Source organism: Limnospira platensis NIES-39, from assembly GCF_026000695.1.
GTDB lineage: Bacteria > Cyanobacteriota > Cyanobacteriia > Cyanobacteriales > Microcoleaceae > Limnospira > Limnospira platensis.
The window spans coordinates 3,410,787-3,437,585 of the sequence record NZ_AP026945.1; the positions used below are offsets into that span (position 1 = coordinate 3,410,787).

Here is a 26,799-nt window from a genome sequence, read left to right on the forward strand (position 1 = left end):
ATTCGCCCATAGGATAATGTATTTGATGCCAGTGCCACAGAATCAATCCCTATTCACCATTTCCTAACTAAGCTAATGATTAGCCAAGATCTACTGTTCTCCAATTTGCCGTTATATAAGGCAATTGATCGACACCCACTGACGGCTTCTCCTGAAACTCCCTTAATGGGGGTCATCTCCATGATCAGCCCACAGTCAAAAAGTGACTCTGACAGGGAAACTCAGCCACACCGGAAAAGTTGCGTCTTGGCGGTAAAAAAGGGAAAACTGGTGGGTGTAATTACGGAAAGGGATCTCGTCCGCCTGGCTACCCAATATCGCAGCTTTGACCATTTAACCTTAGCGGCGGTGATGACCCGCGATCTAGTCACCCTATCAATAGAACCCCATCAAGACATTTTTACTGCTATTACCCTGATGCGTCAACATCAGATTCGCCATCTTCCGGTTTTGTCGAAAACGGGTGAACTGGTGGGATTAATTTCGACACAAACCCTGCGCGAGTGTTTGCAACCAGGGGATTTGTTCAAATTACGTCAAGTCGCCGAAGCCATGACGCGAGACGTGCTCCATGCTACCCCTAACGCTTCTATTTTACATCTGGCTCAATTGATGGCGGAATATCGGGTTAGTTGTGTGGTCATTGCTGAACCCAAAATCGGGGATAGTTTCCTGTGCCATCCTGTAGGAATAGTCACAGAAAGAGATATTGTCAAGTGTTCAGCCCTGGATCTTAATTTTGATCAGGTGATGGCGGCTGACATTATGAGTAGCCCCCTATGGTGTTTGCACCCCACAGAAAATTTATGGGTAGCCCATGAACAAATGCAGCAACGGGGAGTCCGTCGGTTAGTGGTGTGTGATCAACAACAGCAATTAGTGGGTATTTTGACTCAAACCAGTTTACTGCAAACTCTTAATCCCCTGGAACTTTATAATACCATTGAAGCCCTACAACAGCAGGTTAATAAATTACAAGGTGAACGGCTCAAACAGATGCAGAATGACCACCATCAGACTCACCAACAACTGCAAAAACAGCGAGATTTTACCGAGGCTATCTTAGATACGGTTCCGGCTTTAATTGTGGTTTTAAATACCCAAGGTTACATCGTCAAATTTAATCAAGCCTGTGTGAAAATTACGGGATATTCTTGGCAAGAAGTTCAAGATAGACCCTTTTGGGAGATTTTATTAGTTCCTGAAGAAGTGAACGCGGTCAAAAAGGTGTTTGAGGATTTAAAAGCGGGGAATTTTCCCAGTTATCATGAAAATTACTGGGTGACGAAAACAGGCGATCGCCGTTTAATTGCCTGGTCTAATACAATTTTATGTGATGATGATGGGCAAGTGGAATATATAATCGGTACGGGAGAAGATATCACCGAACGTAAACGGGCAGAAATAGAGTTAGAATCCCAGAAGGAAGCCTATCGCCAATTAGCATCATCCCTGGAAATCAAAGTCGAGTCAAAAACCGCTGAAATTGCCGCAAGTAATCATCAACTAGAACTCGAAATAAATCAAGTAAATCAGATTCAACAACAGCTAATATTTGCTCAACAAAGATTGAATGATTTACTTAATTCAAGTTTGGCAATTATCTATAGTTGTGACCCGAAAACTATGAGGATAACATTCATTAGTAGCAATGTTAAAAATGTCCTAGGATATACCCCAGAAGAATTTCAAGAAAGTGTCGAGTGTTGGGAAGAGAGAATCCATCCCGAAGACCGAGATTTTGCCTGGGCTAAAGTTCGTGATGTTTTTATCAAGGGCACATCTTTTTATGAATATCGTTTTCTTCATGGGGATGGTAGCGATCGCTGGATGCAAGAACATCTAAGGTTAGTATTAGATGCGGCGGGAAAACCCAGAGAAGTGGTGGGCTATGGTTTTGATATTAGCGAACGCAAACAAGCAGAAATAGCAGCAGCGGAACGAGAGGCGATCTTGTCTAGTTTCTATAATAGCACCAGCATGATGATGGGTGTAGTAGAACTCCTAGATGAGGATATTATCCACATTTTTAGTAATAATGCAACGGCTGAATTTTGGGGTGTAAGTCCTGAATGTCTGAAAAATGCCCGGTGTAGTGAAATGGGTGTACCCGCCTCAATTATTGAGTTTTGGTCTCAACATTATCGGGAAAGTCAACAGCTTGGGAAACCGATTAAATTTGAGTATATTCACACCCTAAATGATGGGAAACATCACTTATCGGTTACGATTTCGCCTATCCTCAATTCGGGCTTAGACAAGTTGAGGTTTTGCTACATTGCTGAGGATATTACCCAAGCCAAGCACACCGAATATCAATTATATAAAATCACTCAAGATTTGCTCAACTCTCAAAAAATAGCGGGTATTGGCACTTGGGAATATAATGTAAGTTCGGGTAAAATTACCTGGTCAGAAGAGGTGTTCCTGATTTATGGCATGGAGCCGACCCAAGGGGAACCGACTTTAGGAGAATTACGAGACAAAATGCACCCGGATGATCGCGATCGCCACGCGGAAGATACGGAGCGATCGTTGACTTCGGGAGAACCTTTTTATACAGAATATCGTCTATTTCGTCCCAGTGGAGAAATGCGTTATATTCAAGGCATGGGAGGAGTAGAATTTGATGCCGAAAAGCAACCGTTACGCTTATTTGGCTCAGTAATTGATATCACCGAAAAAAGACAAGCGGAGATGGCGTTAAGTGCTTCCGAGGCTAAATATCGCCGTCTGATTGAACAAATGCCAGCCGCCACCTATACGGCTAATTTAGATGAAAAATTTAGCATACTTTATATTAGTCCTCAAATTCAGCGTTGGCTGGGTATTTCAGCCAGTGAGTGGTTAAAAAATAGTAAGGATTGGCTGGAGTTAGTGCATCCAGAAGATCGCGATCGCGTGTTGGTAGAAATCCGTCAAGGTATCCAAGAAAATCAAGACTTTAGTGTTGAATATCGGATGTTTTCGCGATCAGGAAATGTGGTCTGGGTGCGTGATAACGGCAAAGTCGTTCTCGATGACCAAGGGAACCCCACATTCCTACAGGGAATTATGATTGATATTAGTGATAAAAAAGAGGCAGAAATTGCCCTCCAAGAAAGCGAGGAAAAATTCCGTCAAATTGCTGAAACAGTGCGAGAAGTGTTTTTTATGACATCTTTTGATGGTCAAACAATTCTGTATATTAATCCTGCCTACGAGAAAATTTGGGGGCAAAGTTGCGCCAGTCTCTACGAAAACCCTCAACATTGGATTAATTCTGTACATCCAGAAGATATACAGCGGGTGATAGAAGCATATCAGCGCCAGTTTCAGGATAAGTTGGTTTTTGATGAGGAATACAGAATTATTCGCCCTGATAGTACAATTAGATGGGTAGCAGCGCGGGTTTTTCCAGTTACTGATAAATCAGGTAAAATCTATCGTTTTGCCGGAATTGCTGAAGATATTACCTCCCGAAAACTCATGCTTGAACAACTCCAAAACAGTAAAACATTTATTCAGAAAGTTACTGATTATATACCCAATATTTTGTACATATGCGACCTCATCAAAAAGCGCAATGTTTATATCAACCGCAATATTCAAGATATCCTAGGATACACCTACGAAAAAATCCAAGAAACCGGAGGCACTTTACTCTATGAAATTATCCATCCTGAAGATTTACCCATCATCGAAAAACACTTTCAAGATATGTCCAAAGCACAAGATGGTCAAATATATACCGTAGAATATCGCGTTCAAAAAGCCAATGGAGAATGGCGGTGGTTACTGAGTCGGGATCTCGTTTTTAGTCGCCATTCAGATGGACGGGTTCAAGAAATTTTAGGGACTGCTACAGATTTCACCGATCGCAAACAAACCGAAGAAATATTACACACTACTTATCAGCATCTCAAGCAAAAAAATCGGGAAATGGAAATTGTCAGCAAAATGATTGAATTTCTGCAAGCCTGCGATGCAGTTGAGGAGGGATATGAAGCGATTGCGGAATTTCTCAAACAGCTTTTTCCCGATTTTTCTGGGGCGGTATTGGTAATAGATCCTAATAGCCCGGAATCGGATTTAGAAGTGGTTTCTACATTTGGTGAACTCCCACATCAGGAGATAAAATTTCCTTTCAAAGACTGTTGGGCGTTACGAAGGGGAAAAATTCATGTCGCCAGTGACCAGCAACCGGGTTTATTTTGTAATCATATAAATTCTGAACTGCTACCTAAATATTCTTTATGTATTCCCCTAATTGCCAAAACCAAAATTTGGGGATTATTATACATGATTACTGAATCGTCTTTCGTTAATATGGAGTCTTCCGAACAACTAGGGCGCACTGTGACTGAGCAGTTATCTTTGGCTTTATTCAACTTAAAACTTCAGGAACAATTACGCCTAGAAAGTATCCGAGATCCTTTGACTGGACTCTTTAACCGTCGCTATCTGCAAGAAACCCTCAATCAAGCCTTAGCCAAGGCTAACCGCAAGAATGAACCCTTATCTATTATCATGATAGATATTGACCATTTTAAACGCTTTAATGATACTTTTGGTCATGAAGCTGGGGACTTAGTTTTGCAAGAAATTGCTCATTTCATCCAAACAAATATCAGAAGTTCTGATACGGCTTGCCGTTATGGGGGGGAAGAAATGACGTTAATTTTTCCAGACACTACCCTAGAAATAGCGAGCGATCGCGCCCAGTTTTTATGTGAGGGAATTCGCGGTTTAAAACTGCAACACCAAAGCCGAGATCTCGGCAAAATTACCGCTTCTTTTGGGGTAGCTTGTTTCCCACAACACGCCCAAACTTTAGATGATTTACTCAGACTGGCTGATGATGCTTTATATCTGGCAAAAGACCAAGGACGCGATCGCATAGTGGTTTGGGATTTTCTGTAGTTAAATACCTGAGAATTGAACCCTAGCAACAACTAGAGGGAGAACAACAAGACCCGTCATTATTAATGTTGGTGATGTGGTAATTCTCACCTTTAGTTAGTTTAGGGTCGCGGATGGCATTTTGCCGACAATCAAACTCTTTAGCATCCTTTAGATCAATATTTTGATAGGGGGGAATTGGGATAATATCGTCACTGTAGGGACTCCTAGTATAGATGTTAAAGGTTTGATCACAAACTGCCATAGGTTGACCTCGATAAAGGGTATGACCATCATCATCAACTACTTGTTTCCAAGGTCCCTTATAAATGACTGCTTGATGGCATTCTAAACAAGGACCTTCTTTGCCTTTGTAGGCACAAACTGTTACAGACCGAAATTCAATGCCATCAATTACCTGCCAGGGTTCAGTCTGACGGGTTAAGATTTCGACCCCATAAAATCCGGCATTTTCAAACATTTGTAAAAATTCGTGTTCTTGAAAAGCGCCAGCAATGCAACCACTCCACAATTCGGGGTCGTTGATAATTTTTTGGGTGGGGGGTTCGTCACAAACAATATCAGAAATAACCGCCCTTCCTCCGACTTTTAAGACTCGGTAAATCTCGGCAAATAGTTTTAGTTTATCCTGAGATTTAACTAGGTTCAGAACGCAATTAGACACGACTACATCCACAGTTACATCAGGGATTAAGGGCTGTTCTTGGCGGAGGCGATCGCACATAGCCTCAAACCGGGATACATCTTCTATGGAGGTAATAGGATTATCATTTAACCAGGTTTGCACCATAGCCAAATTTAGCCCCAAATCCTGGATTTTTCCCTTCACAAACTCAGTATTTTTATAGCCCAACTTATCGGCAATTTCATCTTGATACTTACGGGAAAGCGCCAGCATATCATCATTAAAATCAACCCCAATTACTCGCCCATCTTTGCCGACTTTTTGGGCGATAATATAGCAATTTTTGCCAGCCCCAGACCCCAAATCTACCACCAATTCCCCAGAATTAATATATTGGGTGGGGTCGCCACAGCCATAGTCTTTCTCAATAATTTCTGATGGTAAAATCTCCAGATAATTACCATTATATGATGTCGGACAACACAGGGAAGGCTGAACATCTTTCGCCCCGGCTTTATAGCGTTCTAAAACTTCATTTTCTATATCATAATTAACAGCAGTATTTGCAGATTTAGCTGGAGTCATGATTTAAGCATCCTTAGGTTGATGATATGGATCTATACACAGATAGGCTGTAATTAATGCCATAGCTTGATTATACTAGATCCGGTTAATTTATGGGTTGGGGGGAATGCGCCAGCCACTATAGGTCTGACGCAGGAAATCAGAGTTATTTAATCCCCGAAAATGTCGAGATATCTAGGTAGTCGATACCTTGGAAAAACCCTAATAAACGGTTAGCAATTTTCGCCACGCCACCGACCACATTTGATTCAATATTTAACGGTAAAACCGGATCATGAAGGGATAGGCGCAATAAAAACCAGCCATCCTCGTCGGGCGACCCACAGGAAACCCGAACCCCCTCGTAGTTTTTGGGGACAATTTCCCAGTCGGTTTGTTGAGAGACAAACTGATTCAGTTTTTCAATCACGTTATTACCTAATGATTTAAAATCATCATTTTGAATGGTTATCCGCACTTCTTGACTCTCGGCGGGTTCCTGTAAATTGGCAATTAAATCGGTGAGAGATTTACCTTGTAGGTGGGTTTTAGCTAGTTCAATTAATAGCTTGCTAACTAAATATGCACCATCATCTAAAAAGTAGTTCTCTTTCATAGCACCATGACCGGAAGTTTCAATAGCCAGCCAAGATTCCTGTCCGGTTTCATTAAGTCGTATGGCTTCATTAATTACATTTTTGTAACCGCGCTTAAAGCGATGATGAACCCCTTTTAATTCCTGCTCGATAAAATGAGTTAAGCCATCGGAAGTAATGGAATCAGTGACGATCGCAGAACCGGGATTTTCTCGTAAAACTATCGCTGAAATTAGAGCAATTAGGCGATTTCGGTTAAGTTCTTTCCCCAAATTATCAACGGCTGCACCCCGATCTACATCGGTATCAAAAATAATCCCAAAATCGGCTTTATTGTCAATAACGGCTTGACAAATTGACTCCATAGCGGCTTGATTTTCTGGGTTAGGAACATGATTAGGAAATGTGCCATCAGGGTCTAAAAATTGGCTGCCTGTGGTATCAGCGCCTAGGGGTTTTAAGACTTTTTCGGCATAAAATCCCCCCGCACCATTGCCAGCATCAACGATTATTTTTAATCCAGTTAAAGGCTGTTCAAAGTTGGTGGGATGATTGACACCTTGGCGAATTTTATTAACTAATCCTTCGGCATAGACAGAAATAAAATCATGTTGTATAATAGAACCAGGGGTGGGAGAGTTGGCAAAATCGTTGAGTTTCGCTAACTCCAAAATCTCGGAAATATCCGACTTTCCTAGGCCGCCTTGGGGGGTAAAAAACTTTAAGCCATTACGGTTAAAGGGGAGGTGGCTGGCGGTTAACATAATTGCGCCATCACATTCCCAGCCGGGGGTAACGGTACTCATAAACATGGCGGGAGTTGAGGCGATCGCCAAATCATAAACCTGAGCCCCAGTGGATATAATTCCCTCCATAACTGCTTGACTTAGCACAGGTCCAGATAGACGACTATCTCTACCTACCGCCATAGTTAATTCTGCGGTATTTTTACCCAGTTTTTGGCTGACCCAACTCGCGAAGGCTTTACCTAAGATAGTGGCAATTTCAGGAGTTAGGTTAACTGGTTCATTGGCTACACCTGCTATGGCGACTCCCCGAATATCCGACCCATTTTGTAGCTTTTTCCAGTCCCAATTAGCAACTTGAGCCATGGTTAATTTATCCCGAATTGATGACTATACTAGATGATCATACTATAACTAGCAAGTGGTTATCAAAAAGTTAATGAATAATTAAGAATTAGCCCCGTTCCATTTTCCATACCATATAAGTATTGCGGCTTTTTTCTTGAGCTTGATATAGGGCAGACTCTGCGGATTTTAACAGTTCGGGGAGGTATTAATAGATGGAATTAGGCTGGCAATACCCTGGCTAACAGTAATGCGATCGCTCACCAGAGAAGCACTATGAGGAATATTTGTTTTTTGCATTGCCACCTGAATCCGCATCGCCACTTGTATAGCACCTTCGCAGTTAGTATTTGATAAAATAATGGCAAATTCTTCACCTCCATAACGAGCCACCAAATCCCCCGGACGCATAGCTGATTCTTGGATAGCTTGAGCGACTCTAATCAAACAATTATCACCCGCCAAATGTCCGTAAGTATCGTTATACTTTTTAAAGTAATCAACATCACACAAAATCAAGGATAGAGGCAACTTTTCCCGCTGCATACGCCGCCACTCTAACCACAAAAATTCATTAAAATGGCGACGGTTTGCTACCTGAGTTAATCCATCTAGGCGCGCCAAACGGTCAAGTTTATGATTAGCTTGTTTAAGTTGTTGATAAAGACCAGCCTGTTGCAGAGGAAAACTGAGTTGAGTAGCCACAGCTTGCATTAGTTCTAAGATGCGGATTTGACAATGGGTAGTTTTCGTGGTATAAAATATTAAAACCGCCAAGACTTCATTAGATACTAAAATCGGTATGCCAAACATTGATTTTAAACCGGCTTCTAGGGCTAAATTTGCCCGGTCATAAACATGATGAGAACAAACCGATATTTCCGGGAGCCATTCCGGTTGTTTAGAGAGCCATATTTGACCAGGCAAACCTTGTCCCATAGTAAATACACGCTGACTAGAGACTTGTTGAAAGTGGCTAAATTCTGGTTTGATTTCTCCCAAAATCGGCACATACTCTAAAGTATTATTTTTAGGGTTAGGCATCCAGGCTTCTCCATACTCCCATAAAGTGTTATCGCAGACAGTATCAATAACTGCAGCGATCGCCTCTTTAAGAGTAGTCGATCGCCCAATTGCCCAAGTAGCGCTCAGTAATAGGCGAGTTTCTCTTTCGGATTCTTTCAGTTGTTGATTTTGCTCAATTAGAGCCTGATTTTTGGCTTCTAATTGTTTCTGAAGAGAGCGAAGAGTCAATTGATTTTGAATGCGGGCTAGTGCTTCTTCAATCTGAAACGGTTTAGTCAGATAATCTGCGCCGCCTACCTGAAAGGCTTTGAGCTTATCAATTCCCTGATTTAAAGCCGTCAAAAAAATCACAGGTATATCCTGAGTTTCCGGGTTCTTTTTGATATACTCACACACCTGATAACCGTCCATTTCTGGCATCATAATATCAAGTAAAATCAGATCAGGTCGAAACCTAGTTAGGCTTCGTAGCGCCAATTTGCCACTGGTAGCCAGTCGAACATCATAGCCCTGTTTTCGGAGTATATTTTGCAGTAGGCGCAGATTATCGGGAACATCATCAACCACTAAAATAGTGACTGGTATCGAATGAGAATCACAATTAATATTGTTCATTTGATATTTCAATCATTCTGTACTTCCAGCATTTCCCAAATGCTTTCATAATCAAAATTTATAGCAAATTGACTTAGGGCGATCGCCAATTCCGAAGCCTGGGGAGAAATTTCTTCAATCAGGCTATTGATTTCCGGTTCATTTAGAGTCATGACCGCATCAGCCAAAGCTGTCCGCCATTCTAAAGGCATTTGTGCCAGTTGATTAGCTATTTTATCAACATTTTTATCAACATTAGGGTAAATAGAATCAATCACCTCCATAGTTTCCGTTGATTGATAGTCATTGCCGAAGAATTTAGCGATATATGTCATAATTTTAGGCACTTCTATCGGTTTATGAACAAACTCATCACAACCCGCCTCGATCGCCTCCGACCTTTCCTCTACAAAAGCACTAGCAGTTAAGGCAATAATAATAGTTTTATCCTGACTATTGGGAGATATGCCTAGGCTTTTTTCCTGTCGGCGGATTTCCCTTGTCACCTCATAGCCATCAATTAGGGGTATTCTCAGATCCATCCAAATTAGATGGGGGCGAAAGTTTTGCCAGATGGCGATCGCTTCTTCTCCATCAGTCGCCTGTTGAATTTGAAACCCCAGAGGTGATAAAATTTGGTAAAGTAGCTGCTGATTATCAGAATTATCCTCAACAATCAAAATCCTCTGTTCACCTTCCCGGTTATTCTCACTATGATTATAGTCTAATTGCTGGGGTTTTGGGGAGGGTTTAAGATTCTTTGCCCTAGGGTTATACTCTGAGACTACCACCTTTAATTTAAATTTAAAAGTTGTGCCATGACCGACCTCGGATATAACTTCTATTTCCGCACCCATTAGCTGTAGATATTTTTGACAAATAGTTAACCCTAATCCCGTACCTTCCTGGGAATCAATACCCGCCTGAGCTTGAAAAAATGGCTCATACAATTGTGCTATTTCCTCTGGAGTCATCCCCACCCCACTATCAGTCACAGCTATTTGTAAACAACAAATTGGGGGTGATGAGGATATAAATTTATGGTCAGCAGTTATCACAACTCTACCCTGTTCAGTAAACTTAATAGCATTACCAATTAGATTAATCATAATTTGTCGCAACTTGAGGCGATCGCCACGAATATATCGGGGTAAATCTGGGGAATAAACACAATCTAAATAGAGATTTTTCTGACTAGCTTTCAGGCTAAATAAATCCTTAATTTCATCAAGCATTCGCCACAAATCAAAATCATCATCAGATACCGTCACCCGTCCCGCTTCAATTTTCGACAAATCTAGTATATCATTAATTAAACTCAGTAAATGTTCACCGCTGCGCTGAATAATATTCAGATTATTATGCTGATGTTCCGTGAGATTATCGCCATAATTCAGCAGTTGCGTAAAGCCCAAAATCGCATTTAAGGGAGTCCTTAACTCATGACTCATATTAGTTAAAAAAGTAGTCTTAGCTTGATTCGCCGCCTCCGCCACTTCTTTCGCCCTTACCAATTCCTCCTCCGCCTGTTTGCGATCGCTAATATCTAAAACCACTCCCTGCCATAAAATATCTCCATTTGGGCGTTTTTCCGGTCGGCAATTACCCAAAATCCAGCGAGTTTTTCCCGAGGGCAGAATATGTCGCCATTCATGGGAAAAAGAACTCAGATCCGCTTGACTATCCATAATCTTTTGATAATAAGTCGGCACATCATCTGGATGAATTTGTTGAAGTAAAATTTTAGAATCAGCTAAAACCTGTTCCGCTTCCAGTTCAAAAAGTTCTCGACAGCCTTCGCTAATATATTCAAACCCAAATAAATTATCCGAACTTACAACATAGCTATAAATAGCCCCCGGAATATTAGTAGCAATACTTTCTAATCTAGCCTGACTAAATTTCAGCGCTTCTTCGGCGCGACGGCGATCGCTAATATCAACCACAATAGCCAGATGAGAAATAGCCTCACCCTGAGAATTATAAATTAGCGAAAAACTCCCCTTCGTCCAAATAGCCATACCATTTTTATGAAGGTAGCGCTTTTCCAGAGAAACTGACTCAATTTCTCCTCGGTGTAACTCCTGCATTAAGGGCAGACATCGTATTAAATCTTCAGGATGAGTCACCTGTTCAAAAGTTTTTTGATATAGTTCATGTTCGCTATAACCCAATAATTCACAAAAGCATTGATTAGCCCTAATAAATAAACCCGATTTAATATCAGCTTGATTAATTCCCACCGCCGCTTGTTCAAAAATCGCCCGCAGTTGAGTTTCCCGCAGTGCTAAACGTTGTTCAACTTGTTTCATGTCAATGATATCCATTAACATCTTAGGATTAGCCATAATTTCCTCTGGCTTCACCCCAATTAACTCCTGAATTATGGCACTAAAATCAGACAAATCAGCAGCAACCTGATATTTTCCCAAAGTAGTTTGAGGGTGATTATCAGTTACCTGGTCTAGCTGTATTTGTAGCGATCGCCACTCGAGTTGATGTTGAATTTTAGCTATAATTTCCACCGATTCCAGCGGGTAGGTAATATAATCCGCCCCTCCCGCCGTAAACACTTGCACCCGATTAGCCAAATCATCTAAAATAAAAATCACCGGGATATTACAGGTAGCATCATCCGCTTTTAACTGTTCACAAAGCTGATAGCCATCCACATCAGGAATATCGCCATTAAGTAAAATCAGATCAGGGAAATTAGCCGGGAAGCGCAGCCACTCCCTCGCTAGACTTCCAGAGTTTAGCACCTGTACTTTATAAGCCGGCGATGCTAAAATTTGGGAGAAAATACCTATATTGTCCGGTATAGCATCCACCACTAAAATATGGCTTAGGGATGCAGCCGATAACTCTGAACTCATAGTTCCCCCCAAATTTCAACTAATTTTATCATCAGTTAGTATAATCAAGTCTAATTATACTGGTGGGGTAAGTCCATGGGATTGGGCTTCTGCCATTAACGCCAATACCCTAGGGGAAAAGACCCCTAGGGCGATCGCACTATTCCAGAAACCATGGTAACAACTTAATCAATCCTCAATTCTGCTGGGATAGTCTCCAGGGGAAGCTCTTGTTCTTTTTTGGCTACACACATCAAAGACAAAGCCGCTTCCGGGGTATTCCGATTAATCCCCGACAGTCGCTGACCTAAACCGTAACGCCAATGGGGAGGTTGACCAAAATGACCCTCAACAACTTCAGCCCCGACAGTATTATTATGGGGATAAAGTTTAACCGTAAATCCCAACGGACGCAGATTCTGATAGAATAAAGCCGAGGTAACTCCATCCCCTGGTCGATGATGGGCTTCTGTTTTTAAGGCTGCTAATCTTTCCGAGTATTTGATATGCAGATTGCGGAAAAATAGCCGATATAAAGGTAATCTGATTTTGTACAAAATCATAGCTAAACCTCGGTAATTCCAGGCTGACAATTGCGGATCATGATCCACAATTAAAGTTCCCCCAGGACGCAGTAAACGTGCCGCTTCTACCAACACTTTAACCATATCATCGCAATGATGCACCGTAGCATTTAAAGCCACAATATCAGCAAAACCAGAGATAAAAGGGAGATGATGGGCATCAGCCAACACAGGAGTATAGCCAATTTCTCTAGCCATTTTTAGGGAACCGAGGGCGACATCTACACCAATTAACAGTTTAGGTTTGCCACCAAGAGAGGCGTAAAGATTCCCCGGACCGCAACCAATATCTACCACAATTTTATCATCCCAAGTTCCACTAACTGCCTGCCAGCGTTGTTTAAATTTGGGGTAACGATGACAAGCATCAAAATAGGTTTTTGCCCATTCGGGATGGCTGAAAAATTCAGCATTAGCTTGTACAAATGCTGTATAATTAGGAATGGTAAATTTTGGGATGCCTTGGTCATAGGATACTATCGGAAATTTAGGATCAAGAAAATCCCCTAGTCCGGGGATTGTTTTAGGCTTAATTGTCATGATTTTTGACTGGGTAATATTTACTGAAACTTCCCCACACCTGATTGATATCTGAATTATGGCGATCGCCACTAAGCGACTACCACATAAATCAGCAGGCGCAGCGATGTTATTGATTTAAATATAATTTATTTGTTTTAGAAAAAAAAAGATTGGCTCAGGGTTTTGTAAAATTTATGTAAAGATTCAATCAAGATGCTTGACAGCATCAATTAATCACCTAGGAATTGTTAAATTTTAATTAAGTTTAGGGCTGTGTTTACCCAATTTTCCAAACTTATATGATATAATTATAGGTCGTCCCACAATCGGCTAAAATTTGGGTTCTATATGGTATCTGTAACGCTTGTCGATCGCATTAGCCAACGAATTGGCAACCATCCTCAAAATCCCATTACTTTTGCCGAGTATATGGAGATGGTACTGTATGACCCACAAAGCGGCTACTATAACCATAACTCTCCCCAAATTGGCGCACAGGGGGACTTTTTCACTTCTCCTCACCTCGGTTCAGATTTTGGCGAGTTACTAGCTGAACAGTTAGTAGAAATGTGGGAAGTTTTGGGAAAACCCGAACCATTTACCCTAGTGGAAATGGGAGCAGGTCAAGGCATTTTAGCTGCTGATATTATCGGCTATCTGCAACGACAATATCCTCAAGTTGTCCGGGTCTTAGATTATGCGATCGCCGAAAAATCCCGGCGACTGAAAACCGAACAACAGCAACGCTTACAGCAGTTGGGCGAACCCTTTACCCAAATTCGCTGGTGTAATTTAGATGATATTGCCAACCATTCCATTACTGGCTGTTTTTTCTCCAACGAATTAATCGACGCTTTCCCAGTGCATTTAGTCACCCGCCAGGATAATCAATTACAGGAAATTTATGTAACCACTACCGGGAAATCTCCTAATTTTCAACTAGCAGAAGTAGTCGGGGAACTTTCCACCCCCCAACTGGCTGACTATTTTCGGCTAGTCGGTATTGATTTATTATCCGATGCTTACCCCGAAGGTTACCGGACTGAGGTTAATCTAGCCGCTTTAGAGTGGATGGAAACTGTCGCTAGGAAGTTGCAGCGGGGATTTGTGCTAACTATTGATTATGGCTATAGTGCCGATCGCCTTTATAGTCCGACCCGCCGGGAAGGAACCCTACAATGTTACTATCAACATCGCCATCATAATGACCCCTATATCTACATAGGTCAACAGGATATAACCGCCCATGTGGATTTTACCGCTTTACAACAAAAAGGGCGATCGCTCGGACTCCAAACCATCGGCTTTACCCAACAGGCTTTATTTTTGATGGCTTTGGGATTAGGCGATCGTATAGCCACCGTTTCCGAAAGCCCAAAAATTTCCCAAGTATTACGGCGGCGGGAGGCTTTACATTCCCTCATTGACCCCATGGGATTAGGTAACTTTGGTGTTCTGATCCAGGGTACTTTCTCCCATGATGTAAAACTCAGGGGGTTAACTTCACCTCAATGGTAGAAAATCGTGCCTTATCGAGCTACTCTCACTCACTCAAAATTAGCCCCGCCTCCCAAAATCCGATCTAATCCACAACAGTAAATTTTTAATCATTTTTGGTCTATAGCTAACAATATTTTATGCTCTGGAGCTAATTTTCCTAAAGTCATAAAGCCCTTGTAAACCTTATGTAAAGATAGTGTAAATCCGTAGAAACACCGAAGAAATAATGGGTCATCTCCTGTATAATAATTACTATATTAAAACACGATTCCCTCGTGTTTAGTGCTTAGTTAAATTTATATTTTTGGAGGACGGAAATGAAAGTTAGATTTTTAAATATCGCCACAGCCACAGTGTTAGCCACTGGCTTAGTGTCCACCCTAGCACCCAATGCCATGGCTCAACCTGGCAACCCCGCTGTTTGTCAAGATCATATTTTTGGTGGTTTGTTTGAAGAGTGTCGGCAAGTATCTGGTGGACCCGCTGGAAATGACAATGCTACTCGCATTGCAGCCCTATTTGAAAAAGAAGTAGTTAGCGATTACAAAGTTAATGCCAGCAGTGGTTCTACCGAGTTTTTCACAATCACCAGCACTGGTGAAGGTGTCGGAACCCTGGACCTCCTAGATCCCGCACTGGCTAATAAAACCTTTGCCTTTGTGATTAAAGGTGGTAACGGCTATGCAGCTTATATGTTCAACGGTATTAGCCAACTAAGTAATTTAAGCTGGTCTACTGGTGGCCCTGGTCTGTCTCACGCCACTCTGTATGTGTTCGACACCCCGACTACTCCCGGAACACAAGTTCCTGAACCTGTAACCCTGTTAGGTTTAGTGGCTCTTGGTGGTATGATGGTTGGTCAAAAAGCCATCTCTCGCAAAAGCTAGATAAACTAGGATATCTACTGAGCTTCAAAAACTAGGGATAATAACCCGGTGGTATGGTCTTTAAGGCTAATTGCCAGGTTGTCTCATGTTCCGGTTTCTTCTGTTTTCTGTGGAGAGTCAGACTCTGGGGGTTAAGTTCACGGGAATCATAGAAAATTCGACTATAGTTAGTTAGTATAACTAGAATTTCCGCAATTAAAGAAGTTTAAATAAACCGCTAATATCTATTAGCGTCAATTATTGACCATATTACATCTATAAATGATAAGATTTGATGGCGGATACTTTACTTAACAAAAACTTAAAGTAAATGTGAGCATTATGTAAAGATCCTGTAAATCAGTGCAAACACTGAGGACGGCTCTGGTAGTGTTGGGTATAATGGTGAACAGATAGGGAAACAAGCGCCATGTTTCCAGCCTAGTCCAACCTAGATTTTTGGAGAGCCAAGATGAAAGTTAAATTATTAAATATAGTAACTGCCGCAGTTTTAGCCACTGGCTTAGTGTCCACCTTTGCACCGGATGCCATGGCCCAAAAACCTGCCAACCCTGGCAACTCTGGCGGCGGTGGCAACTCTGGCGGTGGCAACTCTGGCGGTGGCAACTCTGGCGGTGGCAACTCTGGCGGTGGCAACTCTGGCGGTGGTGGCGGTGGCAACGTTACGACTTGCCAAGAAAATTTGTTTGCGGGATTAACTTACGTCTGCCAAGATAGTTCTGGAAATGACAATGTTTCTGCCATTGAATCTATGTTTGGTAAAACAGTAATCGATGGTTTTAGACTAGACGACTACAAAGTTGATGACAGCAGTGGTTCTAACGCCTTTTTCACCATCACCAGCGCTCGTGATGATGATCCCGAAGCTGCTGAAGGTGTCGGAACCATGACCTTTTTCGATGATAGCCTCAAAGATTCTAACTTTGCCTTTGTGCTTAAAGGTGGTAACGGTTTTGCGGCTTATCTGTTTAACGGGATCGACCAATTAAATGATTTAAACTGGGAAACAGGAGGACCTGGCTTGTCTCACGCGACTCTGTATGTGTTTGATACCCCCAGCAGCAACGGCAGAACAGAAATTCCCGAACCGGGAACCCTGTTAGGTTTGGTAGCCCTTGGTGGTGTGATGATTGGTCAAAAAGCCATCTCTCGCAAAAGCTAGACATTAGGTCTAGTAGGAACAATACTATTGTTCCAGCCACCCGGCTTGACTACGATAGAATCTTTACTCAGCTTCCAAAACTAGGCGATAGATTAAATATCAGGGTTAATTATATTTGTATTCGCCAAATCACTTGTCACATTAAGGCTGTGTAGGGTCGGGTTCTGAGATTGGTTTTCGGTTCCGAGGGGGTTTTGTAAACGGACCCCCACAGCAAAAAATAGGCATCTACTAAAAATCACTAGGTATATATTCATATTGGCGTACCAACCCGGTAGTGAGTCTGTGGGACATCATTACCGGGTTTTTGACTGTAACTTCTGTTGACTGCAAATAGCGCTATAATCGCTACATACTTTGCTGAGTGTGTAACGATCGCAATGGAAGTGGCAGACATTAAACGAGAAATCGAATTGTTGGCAGACCGCCTGGGTAAAACCCAGGAGTATCTTTGACGTACCAGCGATTGAAGCTAAAATTCAAGACTTAGAACAATTAGCGGCCCAACCGAACTTTTGGGATGATCAAACCCAGGCGCAAAAGACTCTCCAGACTTTGAGTGACCTTAAATCGGTTTTGCAACAACAGCAAGACTGGCGAAAGACGCTGGAAGATACTGGGGCGATCGCAGAGTTACTAGAGTTAGAGGACGATGAGTCCCTACGACAGGAGGCTGAGTCTAATGTAGTCCATCTCGGTCGGGATATCGATCGCTGGGAATTACAACAACTCCTATCGGGTCCCTACGATCGCAGTGGGGCGGTTTTGACGATTAACGCTGGAGCGGGGGGTACAGATGCCCAAGACTGGGCGGAAATGCTATTAAGAATGTACACCCGTTGGGGGGAAGCCCAAGGCTATAAGGTCCACCTGGCGGAACTTTCGGAAGGAGACGAGGCGGGGATTAAATCTGCTACTTTGGAAATGGAGGGACCCTACGCCTATGGCTATTTAAAGGCGGAAAAGGGAACCCATCGCCTGGTCAGAATTTCCCCATTTAACGCCAATGGTAAACGCCAGACCAGTTTCGCGGGAGTGGAAATCATGCCGATTCTGGATGAAGGGGCTATAAATTTAGATATCCCGGAAAAGGACCTGGAAATTACCACGTCTCGCGCTGGGGGAAAGGGTGGTCAGAATGTTAATAAGGTGGAAACAGCAGTCCGCATAGTTCATATTCCGACGGGGATAGCGGTTCGTTGTACCCAGGAACGTAGCCAACTACAAAACCGGGAAAAGGCTATGGCTTTACTGAAAGCTAAGTTATTGGTAGTGGCGCAGGAACAAAGGGCGCAGGCGATCGCAGAAATTCGCGGCGACCTGGTAGAGGCGGCTTGGGGAAATCAAATCCGCAACTATGTATTTCATCCCTATCAGATGGTTAAAGATTTGCGGACGGGTGAGGAAACCACGGCTATTAATGATGTGATGAATGGTGAATTGGATGGGTTTATTCAAGCCTATCTACGCCAAGAAAATCAGGTAATTGATAATCAGTCTGCTTAGTAAATGAGGAGTTACGGGAGGGGTTAATTAATAGTTAATTACTAATTATTATGGACTGCCTCCCGCTGCCTTTTAGGGGATAGTTTCCATGTCCAAAGTTTATACTACACAGGAACTGCTACGCATTTTACAAGATGAGAAAAAGGCTTGTCTAAATGGTAAACGCCTGAATTTAAAGGCGACTCCTGGGGTGGGAAATCCGGTGATTGATCACTTTTTGAAACCTGATGCTATTCAGAAGTTTACCGCCTATCAAGATTTTAAGGCGGCGGTTCATGAATATCAACGGGAAAATCAGGTGTCTGGGATTGTGTGGCGACAGATACAAGTGGCAGAAATTATCCTAGATTATCCGATGATTGGAGAACAACTAATTGCTTTACCTGAAGATTTGGAAATTCTCAAACAGGCTAAGGATAGGTTGATTGATTTCTGGTATCGGGTGACGGAAAATATGGATTTATATTTGAGTCTTAATGGGGGGAAAAATCACCGCCAAATAAAGGGTTATGATATAGATGCGATCGCCCAAAGGACAGAGTGGGCTTGTGTTTGGAAGTGGGAAAAATCCCATTTCTTGGAGATGTTGTTACAATTGGGTTGGGGACAGCCAGGAGAAGCCTCGGATCGGCGTGGATGGCCGGATTCTGGTAGTGAATATATACACGCTGTGCGATCGGGTAAATTACCTATTTGCTAATTCATGATCAGCGGTATCGGGCTATGATAGCTATAATAAATAATAGACTTTAATGGTTAGGTGATGTTATGAATTATACTCCATCAGTTTCTCAAACAATTCTCCCAACTTTGGAAAATGGCGATCGCTTATCGATGGTAGAATTTGAGCGCCGCTATAGTTTGCTACCGGATATAAAAAAGGCTGAATTAGTGGAAGGAGTCGTTTATATGACATCCCCTGTTAGAGTCCGACAACACGGAAAACCTCATAGTGATGTTATTGGTTGGCTGGTTTTCTACCGCAGTTTTACACCTAACATTATGGTTTGTGACAACACCAGTGTTCGCCTAGACATGGATAATGAACCCCAACCAGACGCTTTATTGCGTATGGAAGAGGCGGCGGGGGGACAGTCGCGCATTAGTGAGGATGATTATATAGAAGGACCGCCAGAATTGATTGTAGAAATTGCAGCCAGTAGCGCCTCAAAAGACCTCCACGATAAGCTACACGCCTATCGCCGTAATGGTGTAAGGGAATATTTAGTCTGGCTGGTTGATGGGTCAGAATTTCGCTGGTATGTACTCTTTGAAGGACGCTATCAGCTACAACAGATAGATGAGTCGGGTTGTCTGAAAAGTCAATTTTTCCCAGGTTTATGGTTAGATGTCAATGCGCTATTATCGGGTAATATGGCACAGGTTTTAGCTAAGTTACAGGAGGGAATAGCTACCCCAGAATATCAGGAATTTGTACAAAGATTGTCAATCAATCCCTAACATGGCGGAAGTGGCTGGAAAGGCGATCGCGGATAGCTATAATAAATAATAGACTTTAATGGTTAGGTGATGTTATGAATTATACTCCATCAGTTTCTCAAACAATTCTCCCAACTTTGGAAAATGGCGATCGCTTATCGATGGTAGAATTTGAGCGTCGCTATAGTTTGCTACCGGATATAAAAAAGGCTGAATTAGTGGAAGGAGTCGTTTATATGACATCCCCTGTTAGAGTCCGACAACACGCCGACCCTCACGCCAAAATCATCACTTGGTTACAAGTTTATGCAGCTTCTACACCAGAGACTCAAGTGGCGGATAACGCAAGTGTTCGCCTAGACATGGATAATGAACCGCAACCAGACGCTTTATTGCGTATGGAAGAGGCGGCGGGGGGACAGTCGCGCATTAGTGAGGATGATTATATAGAAGGACCGCCAGAATTGATTGTAGAAATTGCAGCCAGTAGCGCCTCAAAAGACCTCCACGATAAGCTACACGCCTATCGCCGTAATGGTGTAAGGGAATATTTAGTCTGGCTAGTTGATGGGTCAGAATTTCGCTGGTATGTACTCTTTGAAGGACGCTATCAGCTACAACAGATAGATGAGTCGGGTTGTCTGAAAAGTCAATTTTTCCCAGGTTTATGGTTAGATGTCAATGCGCTATTATCGGGTAATATGGCACAGGTTTTAGCTAAGTTACAGGAGGGAATAGCTACCCCAGAATATCAGGAATTTGTGGCAAGATTTATGCCCAGTTAACTGATTCTACACATACCATCAATGGTTTCTAGGGGAACTTCACAGAAATATTGCCGGGTAAATTGTTCTTCTTCAATGGTGGCAAAAAATATGTCTAGTAAGGAGCCAAAATCCTGGTCAGATTCAGATATATCCGCGATTTTACCAGTGGTCTGAGAGCTAATATATAACAGTTTATTTGATGGGGTATCCTCAGCTAATTCTATCTGGTAGCCTAGGGATTTTAGACAATGCAAACCCCTAGTTAAAGCTATATCCCCAATGGCTAATTTTTCTAATAAGTCCTGGGGACTAATTCCTTGATGATTATGGCTTAAATTATCCGCGATTTGGGTGAGTTTTTGCCAAACTTCTTGGGGGGATATCCTGGGGGGTGGAGAATAGGCGATCGCCAATTTTTTACCAGCCTTGACAGCCTCAGCAAACCAGCCTGTTAATTCCTCCCAACTCCCCGGACAATCACTCACCACCAAATAATTACTTTCCCAACTAATCGGCTGATTATCATCATCTAAAACTGTACTTTCTCCAGGGGGATGATTCCGAAAATCCGCTATATCAACAGCAATTAAGGGGGGGTTAATTTCCGTTTCTGATAAAGCAGGACGCACAGCCAATAGTCGCACCTCGTAGCATCTTTTATGAGCATTAAAATCCAACTCGACGATCGCATCATATCGACCAGGGGGTAATTCCTCTTTATAGTGACCCCACCAAACCCCCGGAAAACCTAATTCCGTAGAATCATCAAATAGGTGATAGGTAGTCCTAATATACTGAACTTTTTTACCCCGTAAATCATAAGGATTTTCATTCCAAACATTATCAAACCAGCAATTCTTAATTAACAACTTGGGAACCGGATTTCCCATTCCGCAGGGTTCCAACAATTTTAACTCTTTGAATAAATGAGAACCCAATTCTGCCACAGTACAAACCAAATCGACTATAATAGGAGATTGAGAGAGTAATATTCCCCCCATACGTTGTCGGAGTTCTCGGTCTATGGCTTGTGTAAATATGGGGATATTCTCAATGGGTAAACTCAAGCCAGCGGCGAAAGGATGACCCCCAAAATTATGCAATAGATGCCGTTGATTATATACTAAATCATAGAGGTCAATTTGATTGATTGAACGCGCCGAACCCCTCGCCAGTCCGGTTTCTGTGCCGCCTTCGGTAGTCAGTAAAATAGTAGGACGGCTATATTCTTGGGCGATTTGACCGGCGACTAATCCTAATACTCCCACAGACCATTGAGGGTCACTCAGGACGATCGCATAAGTAGTAGATAAGTCGATTCTTTGCAACTTTTCCCGCACCTCATAGGCGAGATTTTTCTGCAACTCTCGGCGGCGAAGGTTAGCTATTTCGGTATTGATGGCTAATTGTTTCGCCCTTTGGGGGTCGGGGGTGGTGAGTAATTCCACGACACAACTAACGTCCCCATAAATGCGACTAACTGCATTAATTCTCGGACCGATACCAAAGGATATATCGGTAGGGCGATCGCCATTTTTTTGACACAATTTCAGCAATTCCGCAACTCCCGGACGGGTGGGTTGATCTAGTTGTTTTTGGAGTTGTTGAATCCCTCGTTTAGCTAAATAGCGACAGTCTCCGCTAAGTTCAACCAAATCCGCAATTAAACCAATAGCCACCAAATCTAGTAAATTCTCTAAAGGCTGTTGAGAAACGCCTGGTAAAGCCATATATAATGCTTCTATTAACTTATAAGCGATCGCTACTCCTGAGAGATGATAAAGGGGATGGTCAGTCGGTAAATTGCGAGGATTAATAATCGCCAGGACGGGGGGTCGTGTGGGTGGTAAGGTATGGTGGTCTGTGATAATGACATCAATACCCAAATTTTGCGCTAGTTGTAATTCGGCTAAATTTGTGCTTCCGGTATCGCAGGTAATAATCAGACTACAACCTTGCGCCGCCAAGGTTTCAATTGTCCGTTGGTTTAGTCCGTGGGAGTCGGTCAAACGGTTAGGAATAGTGTAGGAAACAGAGGACCCAAAAAACTGTCGCAACCCTTCCCACAAAACGGCGGTCGCGGTGATACCGTCTGCGTCAAAGTCTCCCCAAATCACGATTTTTTCAGGGTTATTGTGGCTGATACATTTCTGATAAGCGAGAGTTAATCGGGCGATCGCCTCTTGCATTTCCGCCCCAAATTCTCCCGGACTAGCGGGTTGATAGCTGTCAATTTCCAGAAATCTAGTCAACTGTTCCCGCGTCGAAATTCCCCGACACAGTAATAGTTGACACAAGTATTTTCCCGAAATATTAGGGTGATGTCGCTGGATTTCTGGAATCATCCAATGAGGGATGTTTGGGGATGGTTGAACCTTCCACATAGGTTAATTATCTGTTAATTATATCTAGTTAATTCGACTCGATAGCGCTGTTTTTTGGTCACAGAAACCTCCCCAACTTCGAGTCTACCTTTCCCGCGAATAGCGATTAAATCTCCGGTTTTAATAGCAATGCTGGCTTGTTTAACCTCTTTCCAATTAACTCGGACATCACCCCCATCAATTAGCGTCACCATTTTACTGCGAGACATCCCAAATCCGGCAGAAGCGATCGCATCTAAACGCAAGGAAGCCTCAACGGTAGTCATGGCTTTTTTCTTGGGTTCTCGGACTTTCAACTCGCTTAAATCAATCGGTTGAACCTTGACGGGAACCGTCCGCACTTGGGTTAGGTTCATCTCCAGATATTCGACCAATTCAGGAATCACAATAGCCTGACCGCCGCGTTCTCCTAATACTATTATATCTCCGGTTTTTTCTCGCACAATTCCCGTACCTAATAAGGAACCCAGAAAGTCTCGGTGGGTAGCCGTGTCAAATAAAAAGTTCCCGGAAATGTCGATCGCTGCGATTTCTACATGGCTTGAGTCGAGGGGGAGTTCTGATCGGGCGATCGCCATTCGCTGACGTTCTGCTTGCGGATAGCCCCCCCAGGAGAAGGCTTGTACCTCTGTCAGTCGCTGAAAAATTCCTTGTGCTTCTGCGATTTCTGGGGGTGAGAGAAACTCAGTCTGTGTAATTTCCCAGGTTTTCAATGCTTGTTCCGCCAGGTCGATAATTCTGGCGATACAATCTCGATTTTCAATACCGTTAAGTAGTTCTTGCCTTGGCAGCATCAGTTTTTCGATTGTAGGTTGATGCAATTAGTCATTTTCAATTTTAACAGGTTTTGGGCGATCGTCACATTTTCTTTTCTGGATCGGCAAATATCTTGCTGGCTAGTTATTTTGTCATGTAGTAGTCCTAGGGGGGGTCTAGGGTGAGTTATGATTCTTTAAATATCGCCAAATCACATCACCAACAGCCACAACTTTAGGGTGCATCACCTCGATAATATTGTAATTTTCCACCAGCATTAATTGCCGTGAACAACCAACCCTTAAAAACACCCAAAAAATTCGGCATTTTTGATGATGATTAATCTCTGGGGCGCAAGGTGGTTTAAAATAGTATATAGCGTTTCCCGGATTAGTAAGGTACTTTTCAAAGCCCCTCTCCCCTTGGGAGAGGGGTTTGGGGTGAGGGCTCTACCTTATGGACATGAGAAACGCTATAACATCCGTGGTTACACCCAACCCAAAATGCACGGTTACAAATCCAATATATAGCCAGCACCTAAAAAATGCACCATTGGCGGACAATCAGATATAATTTATAGTGCCATACCCAGCAGATATCTACTCTGTGATATGGTCAAAACGACATCTACCAGGACTAACTGAAAATGACACCACAAGAATTGGTTGACAGATACAAACTAGGTGAACGTGACTTCCCCGGAGTCGATTTATCTTATACTACTTGGCAAGGACATGATTTTAGTGATATTAACTTAGAAGGTGCTGATTTAAGCAACTCTAGCTTTAAAAATATGACCTTTAATCAGGCTAATCTCAAGAATTGTAACTTTAGTGAATCAACTTTCCAATCCGTAAAATTTGTTAATGCAGACTTAACTAATGCCTGTTGTATCAAGTCTGATTTGAACACCATCAATTTTTCTGGGGCAGATTTAACCGGGGCTCAATTCCAGGCATCTCGTCGATTTAGTGATATTAAAAGAGATAAAGCTATTCTCAAAAATGTCAATTTTTCTGGCATTAAAATGTCTGGGGAAAATTGGTCGTATTTAGATTTAGAAGGGTGTAATTTTTCTCGGGTTGATGGATACCGCATCAACTTGGCTGGGTCTAACTGCACAAACTGTAATTTTAAAAATGCAAAACTAGAGGAAGCCATCTTGAAAAAAACTTGTTTAGAGGGTGCTAATTTAAAGCAAGCCAACCTCAAAAAAGCTAATCTGATGAAAGCCAAAGTTAAAAATGCTAGTTTTATTGGAGCTAATTTAACTGATGCTTATGTTTATGCGTCTAACTATCAAGACGCTGAAATAATTGGCGCAATTATGCCAGACGGTGAAGTTGACGACCCTGATGATTATTCGATTGTGGAAGTAGAGGAGTCCGGGGTAAAATCGACTAAGGCAGTATTTATTAATACAGAAAACGCGCCGAAATCTCCTAATAGTCCTCACCAAGCTGTTATAATTAATGACTGTATATATATTGCTGGTCAAATAGCCATAGACCCCCGCCTAAATATTATGTTATGCGATGACGAAATTACCGACCAGACGCGGCGAGTGATGGATAATATTGGGGCAATTTTAACGGCGGCGGGAGTAGGTTGGTCTCAGGTGGTGACAACTACCATCTTTATGATAGACTTGCAGGAAAGCGATCGCATGAATAGCGTTTACTCTGGGTATTTCACCGATGGAAATATGCCAATTTGCACCTGTGTAGCCGTGTCGAAACTCCCCGAAAATGCACGAGTACAAATCAAATGTATAGCCAGCACCTAAAAAATGCACCATTGGCGGACAATCAGATATAATTTATAGTGCCATACCCAGCAGATATCTACTCTGTGATATGGTCAAAACGACATCTACCAGGACTAACTGAAAATGGAAGCACAAAAATTGTTTGACAGATACAAACTAGGTGAACGCGACTTCCCCGGAGTCGATTTATCTTATACTACTTGGAAAGGATGTAATTTGAGTGAGATTAACTTAGAAGGTGCTGATTTAAGCAACTCTGACTTTCAAGAGATGACCTTTGATCATGCTAATCTCAAGAATTGTAACTTTAGTGGGTCAACTTTCCAATCCGTACAATTTGTTAATGCCAACTTAACTAACGCCTGTTTTATCAAGTCTGATTTGCAAACCATAGATTTTTCTGGGGCAGATTTAACCGGGGCTCAATTCGAGGAATCTAGTCGATTTGATGATATTAACATGGCTAAAGCTATAATCAAAAATGTTAATTTTTCTGGTAGTAAAATGTTTTCCATAAATTGGTCGTATTTGGATTTAGAAGGATGTAATTTTTCTGGCATTTATGGATTCCGCATAAACTTGGCTGCAGCTAACTGCAAAAAATGTAATTTTAAAATGGCAAACCTAGAGGAAGCCATCTTGAGAGAGACTTGTTTAGAGGGGGCTAATTTCAAGCAAGCTAACATCAAAACAGCTAATCTAATGAAAGCCAAAGTTAAAAATGCGAGTTTTGTCGGAGCCAATTTAACTGATGCAAATTTGTACCTAACTAACTATCAAGAAGCTCAAATCATTGGCGCAATTATGCCAGACGGTGAAGTTTATGACCTCGATGATGATTTGATTATGGAAGTGGGGGAGTCTGGGAGAAACTCGACTAAGGCAGAATTTATTAATACAGAAAACGCGCCGAAATCTCCTAATAGTCCTCACCAAGCCGTTATCATTAATGACTGTATATATATTGCTGGTCAAATAGCCATAGCCCCCCGCCTAAATATTATGTTATGCGATGACGAAATTACCGACCAGACGCGGCGAGTGATGGATAATATTGGCGCGATTTTAACGGCGGCGGGAGTAGGTTGGTCTAAGGTGATGAAAACGACGATTTTTATGGTAGACTTGCAGGAAAGCGATCGCATGAATAGCGTTTACTCTAGCTATTTTACCGATGGAAATATGCCAATTTGCACCTGTGTAGCCGTGTCGCAACTCCCGGAAAATGCACGAGTCCAAATAGAATGTATAGCCACCTTATAGCATAAAG

At 42.3% G+C, this 26,799-nt stretch carries 17 protein-coding genes; 10 read left to right on the forward strand and 7 right to left on the reverse strand.

From position 1 onward, the window contains the following. Positions 1 to 75 precede the first annotated feature (75 nt). Positions 76 to 4,902 (forward strand): PAS domain-containing protein, encoded by a 4,827-nt coding sequence (locus N39L_RS16710; protein ID WP_014275779.1) that lies wholly within the window; start codon positions 76 to 78, stop codon positions 4,900 to 4,902. Between the two features lie 22 nt (positions 4,903 to 4,924). Here N39L_RS16710 and N39L_RS16715 read toward each other — a convergent pair whose 3' ends face one another. From N39L_RS16715 to N39L_RS16735, 5 genes are all read right to left on the reverse strand, one after another. Beyond that, positions 4,925 to 6,112 carry a DUF8838 domain-containing protein gene (locus N39L_RS16715; RefSeq protein ID WP_006619316.1) on the reverse strand — a complete coding sequence of 396 codons (1,188 nt, stop codon included), beginning with the start codon at positions 6,110 to 6,112 and terminating at the stop codon, positions 4,925 to 4,927. 145 nt (positions 6,113 to 6,257) lie between these two features. After that, positions 6,258 to 7,799, reverse strand: a complete 1,542-nt coding sequence (locus tag N39L_RS16720; RefSeq protein ID WP_006619315.1) for a phosphomannomutase/phosphoglucomutase — start codon at positions 7,797 to 7,799, stop codon at positions 6,258 to 6,260. 168 nt (positions 7,800 to 7,967) lie between these two features. After that, on the reverse strand, positions 7,968 to 9,419 hold the full coding sequence (locus tag N39L_RS16725; protein WP_014275780.1) for a diguanylate cyclase domain-containing protein: 1,452 nt from the start codon (positions 9,417 to 9,419) through the stop codon (positions 7,968 to 7,970). An 8-nt stretch (positions 9,420 to 9,427) separates the two neighbouring features. After that, positions 9,428 to 12,274, reverse strand: coding sequence for a response regulator (locus N39L_RS16730; protein ID WP_006619313.1), 2,847 nt, complete (start codon positions 12,272 to 12,274; stop codon positions 9,428 to 9,430). 164 nt (positions 12,275 to 12,438) lie between these two features. Beyond that, the gene (locus N39L_RS16735) at positions 12,439 to 13,377 is read right to left on the reverse strand and encodes a class I SAM-dependent methyltransferase (RefSeq protein WP_006619312.1); all 939 of its coding nucleotides are present in this window, start codon (positions 13,375 to 13,377) and stop codon (positions 12,439 to 12,441) included. Between the two features lie 330 nt (positions 13,378 to 13,707). Here N39L_RS16735 and N39L_RS16740 point away from each other — a divergent pair, with 330 nt between their 5' ends. The 7 genes from N39L_RS16740 (at position 13,708) to N39L_RS16770 (ending at position 20,639) form a co-directional block, all read left to right on the forward strand. Beyond that, positions 13,708 to 14,877, forward strand: a complete 1,170-nt coding sequence (locus N39L_RS16740; RefSeq protein WP_006619311.1) for a class I SAM-dependent methyltransferase — start codon at positions 13,708 to 13,710, stop codon at positions 14,875 to 14,877. A gap of 299 nt (positions 14,878 to 15,176) precedes the next feature. Further along, the gene (locus N39L_RS16745; protein WP_014275784.1) at positions 15,177 to 15,746 is read left to right on the forward strand and encodes a PEP-CTERM sorting domain-containing protein; all 570 of its coding nucleotides are present in this window, start codon (positions 15,177 to 15,179) and stop codon (positions 15,744 to 15,746) included. 451 nt (positions 15,747 to 16,197) lie between these two features. Next, positions 16,198 to 16,908, forward strand: coding sequence for a PEP-CTERM sorting domain-containing protein (locus N39L_RS16750; protein ID WP_035737829.1), 711 nt, complete (start codon positions 16,198 to 16,200; stop codon positions 16,906 to 16,908). Positions 16,909 to 17,288: 380 nt separating this feature from the next. Then, a protein-coding gene (gene prfB, locus N39L_RS16755; protein ID WP_126277584.1) for a peptide chain release factor 2 occupies positions 17,289 to 18,414 on the forward strand; the annotation gives its coding sequence in 2 pieces (ribosomal slippage) (positions 17,289 to 17,360 and positions 17,362 to 18,414; 1,125 coding nt in all). A gap of 88 nt (positions 18,415 to 18,502) precedes the next feature. After that, positions 18,503 to 19,114 (forward strand): hypothetical protein, encoded by a 612-nt coding sequence (locus N39L_RS16760; RefSeq protein WP_006619307.1) that lies wholly within the window; start codon positions 18,503 to 18,505, stop codon positions 19,112 to 19,114. Between the two features lie 68 nt (positions 19,115 to 19,182). Next, entirely contained in the window at positions 19,183 to 19,875 is a 693-nt protein-coding gene (locus N39L_RS16765) for a Uma2 family endonuclease (RefSeq protein ID WP_014275790.1), read from the forward strand. 74 nt (positions 19,876 to 19,949) lie between these two features. After that, positions 19,950 to 20,639: a Uma2 family endonuclease gene (locus N39L_RS16770; RefSeq protein ID WP_014275791.1), complete on the forward strand. Its 690-nt coding sequence runs from the start codon at positions 19,950 to 19,952 to the stop codon at positions 20,637 to 20,639. On the opposite strand, the gene recJ is transcribed toward N39L_RS16770, so the two are convergent. Both recJ and N39L_RS16780 read right to left on the reverse strand, forming a co-directional pair. Further along, positions 20,636 to 23,005 (reverse strand): single-stranded-DNA-specific exonuclease RecJ, encoded by a 2,370-nt coding sequence (gene recJ / locus N39L_RS16775; RefSeq protein ID WP_014275792.1) that lies wholly within the window; start codon positions 23,003 to 23,005, stop codon positions 20,636 to 20,638. The genes N39L_RS16770 and recJ overlap by 4 nt on opposite strands. Positions 23,006 to 23,019: 14 nt before the next feature. Continuing rightward, positions 23,020 to 23,799 (reverse strand): photosystem II electron transport protein, Sll1252 family, encoded by a 780-nt coding sequence (locus N39L_RS16780; protein WP_014275793.1) that lies wholly within the window; start codon positions 23,797 to 23,799, stop codon positions 23,020 to 23,022. A 608-nt stretch (positions 23,800 to 24,407) separates the two neighbouring features. Between N39L_RS16780 and N39L_RS16785 the strand changes: the two genes are divergently transcribed. Both N39L_RS16785 and N39L_RS16790 read left to right on the forward strand, forming a co-directional pair. Next, positions 24,408 to 25,547: a Rid family detoxifying hydrolase gene (locus tag N39L_RS16785; RefSeq protein WP_014275795.1), complete on the forward strand. Its 1,140-nt coding sequence runs from the start codon at positions 24,408 to 24,410 to the stop codon at positions 25,545 to 25,547. 105 nt (positions 25,548 to 25,652) lie between these two features. After that, the gene (locus N39L_RS16790) at positions 25,653 to 26,792 is read left to right on the forward strand and encodes a Rid family detoxifying hydrolase (protein WP_014275796.1); all 1,140 of its coding nucleotides are present in this window, start codon (positions 25,653 to 25,655) and stop codon (positions 26,790 to 26,792) included. Positions 26,793 to 26,799 lie beyond the last annotated feature (7 nt).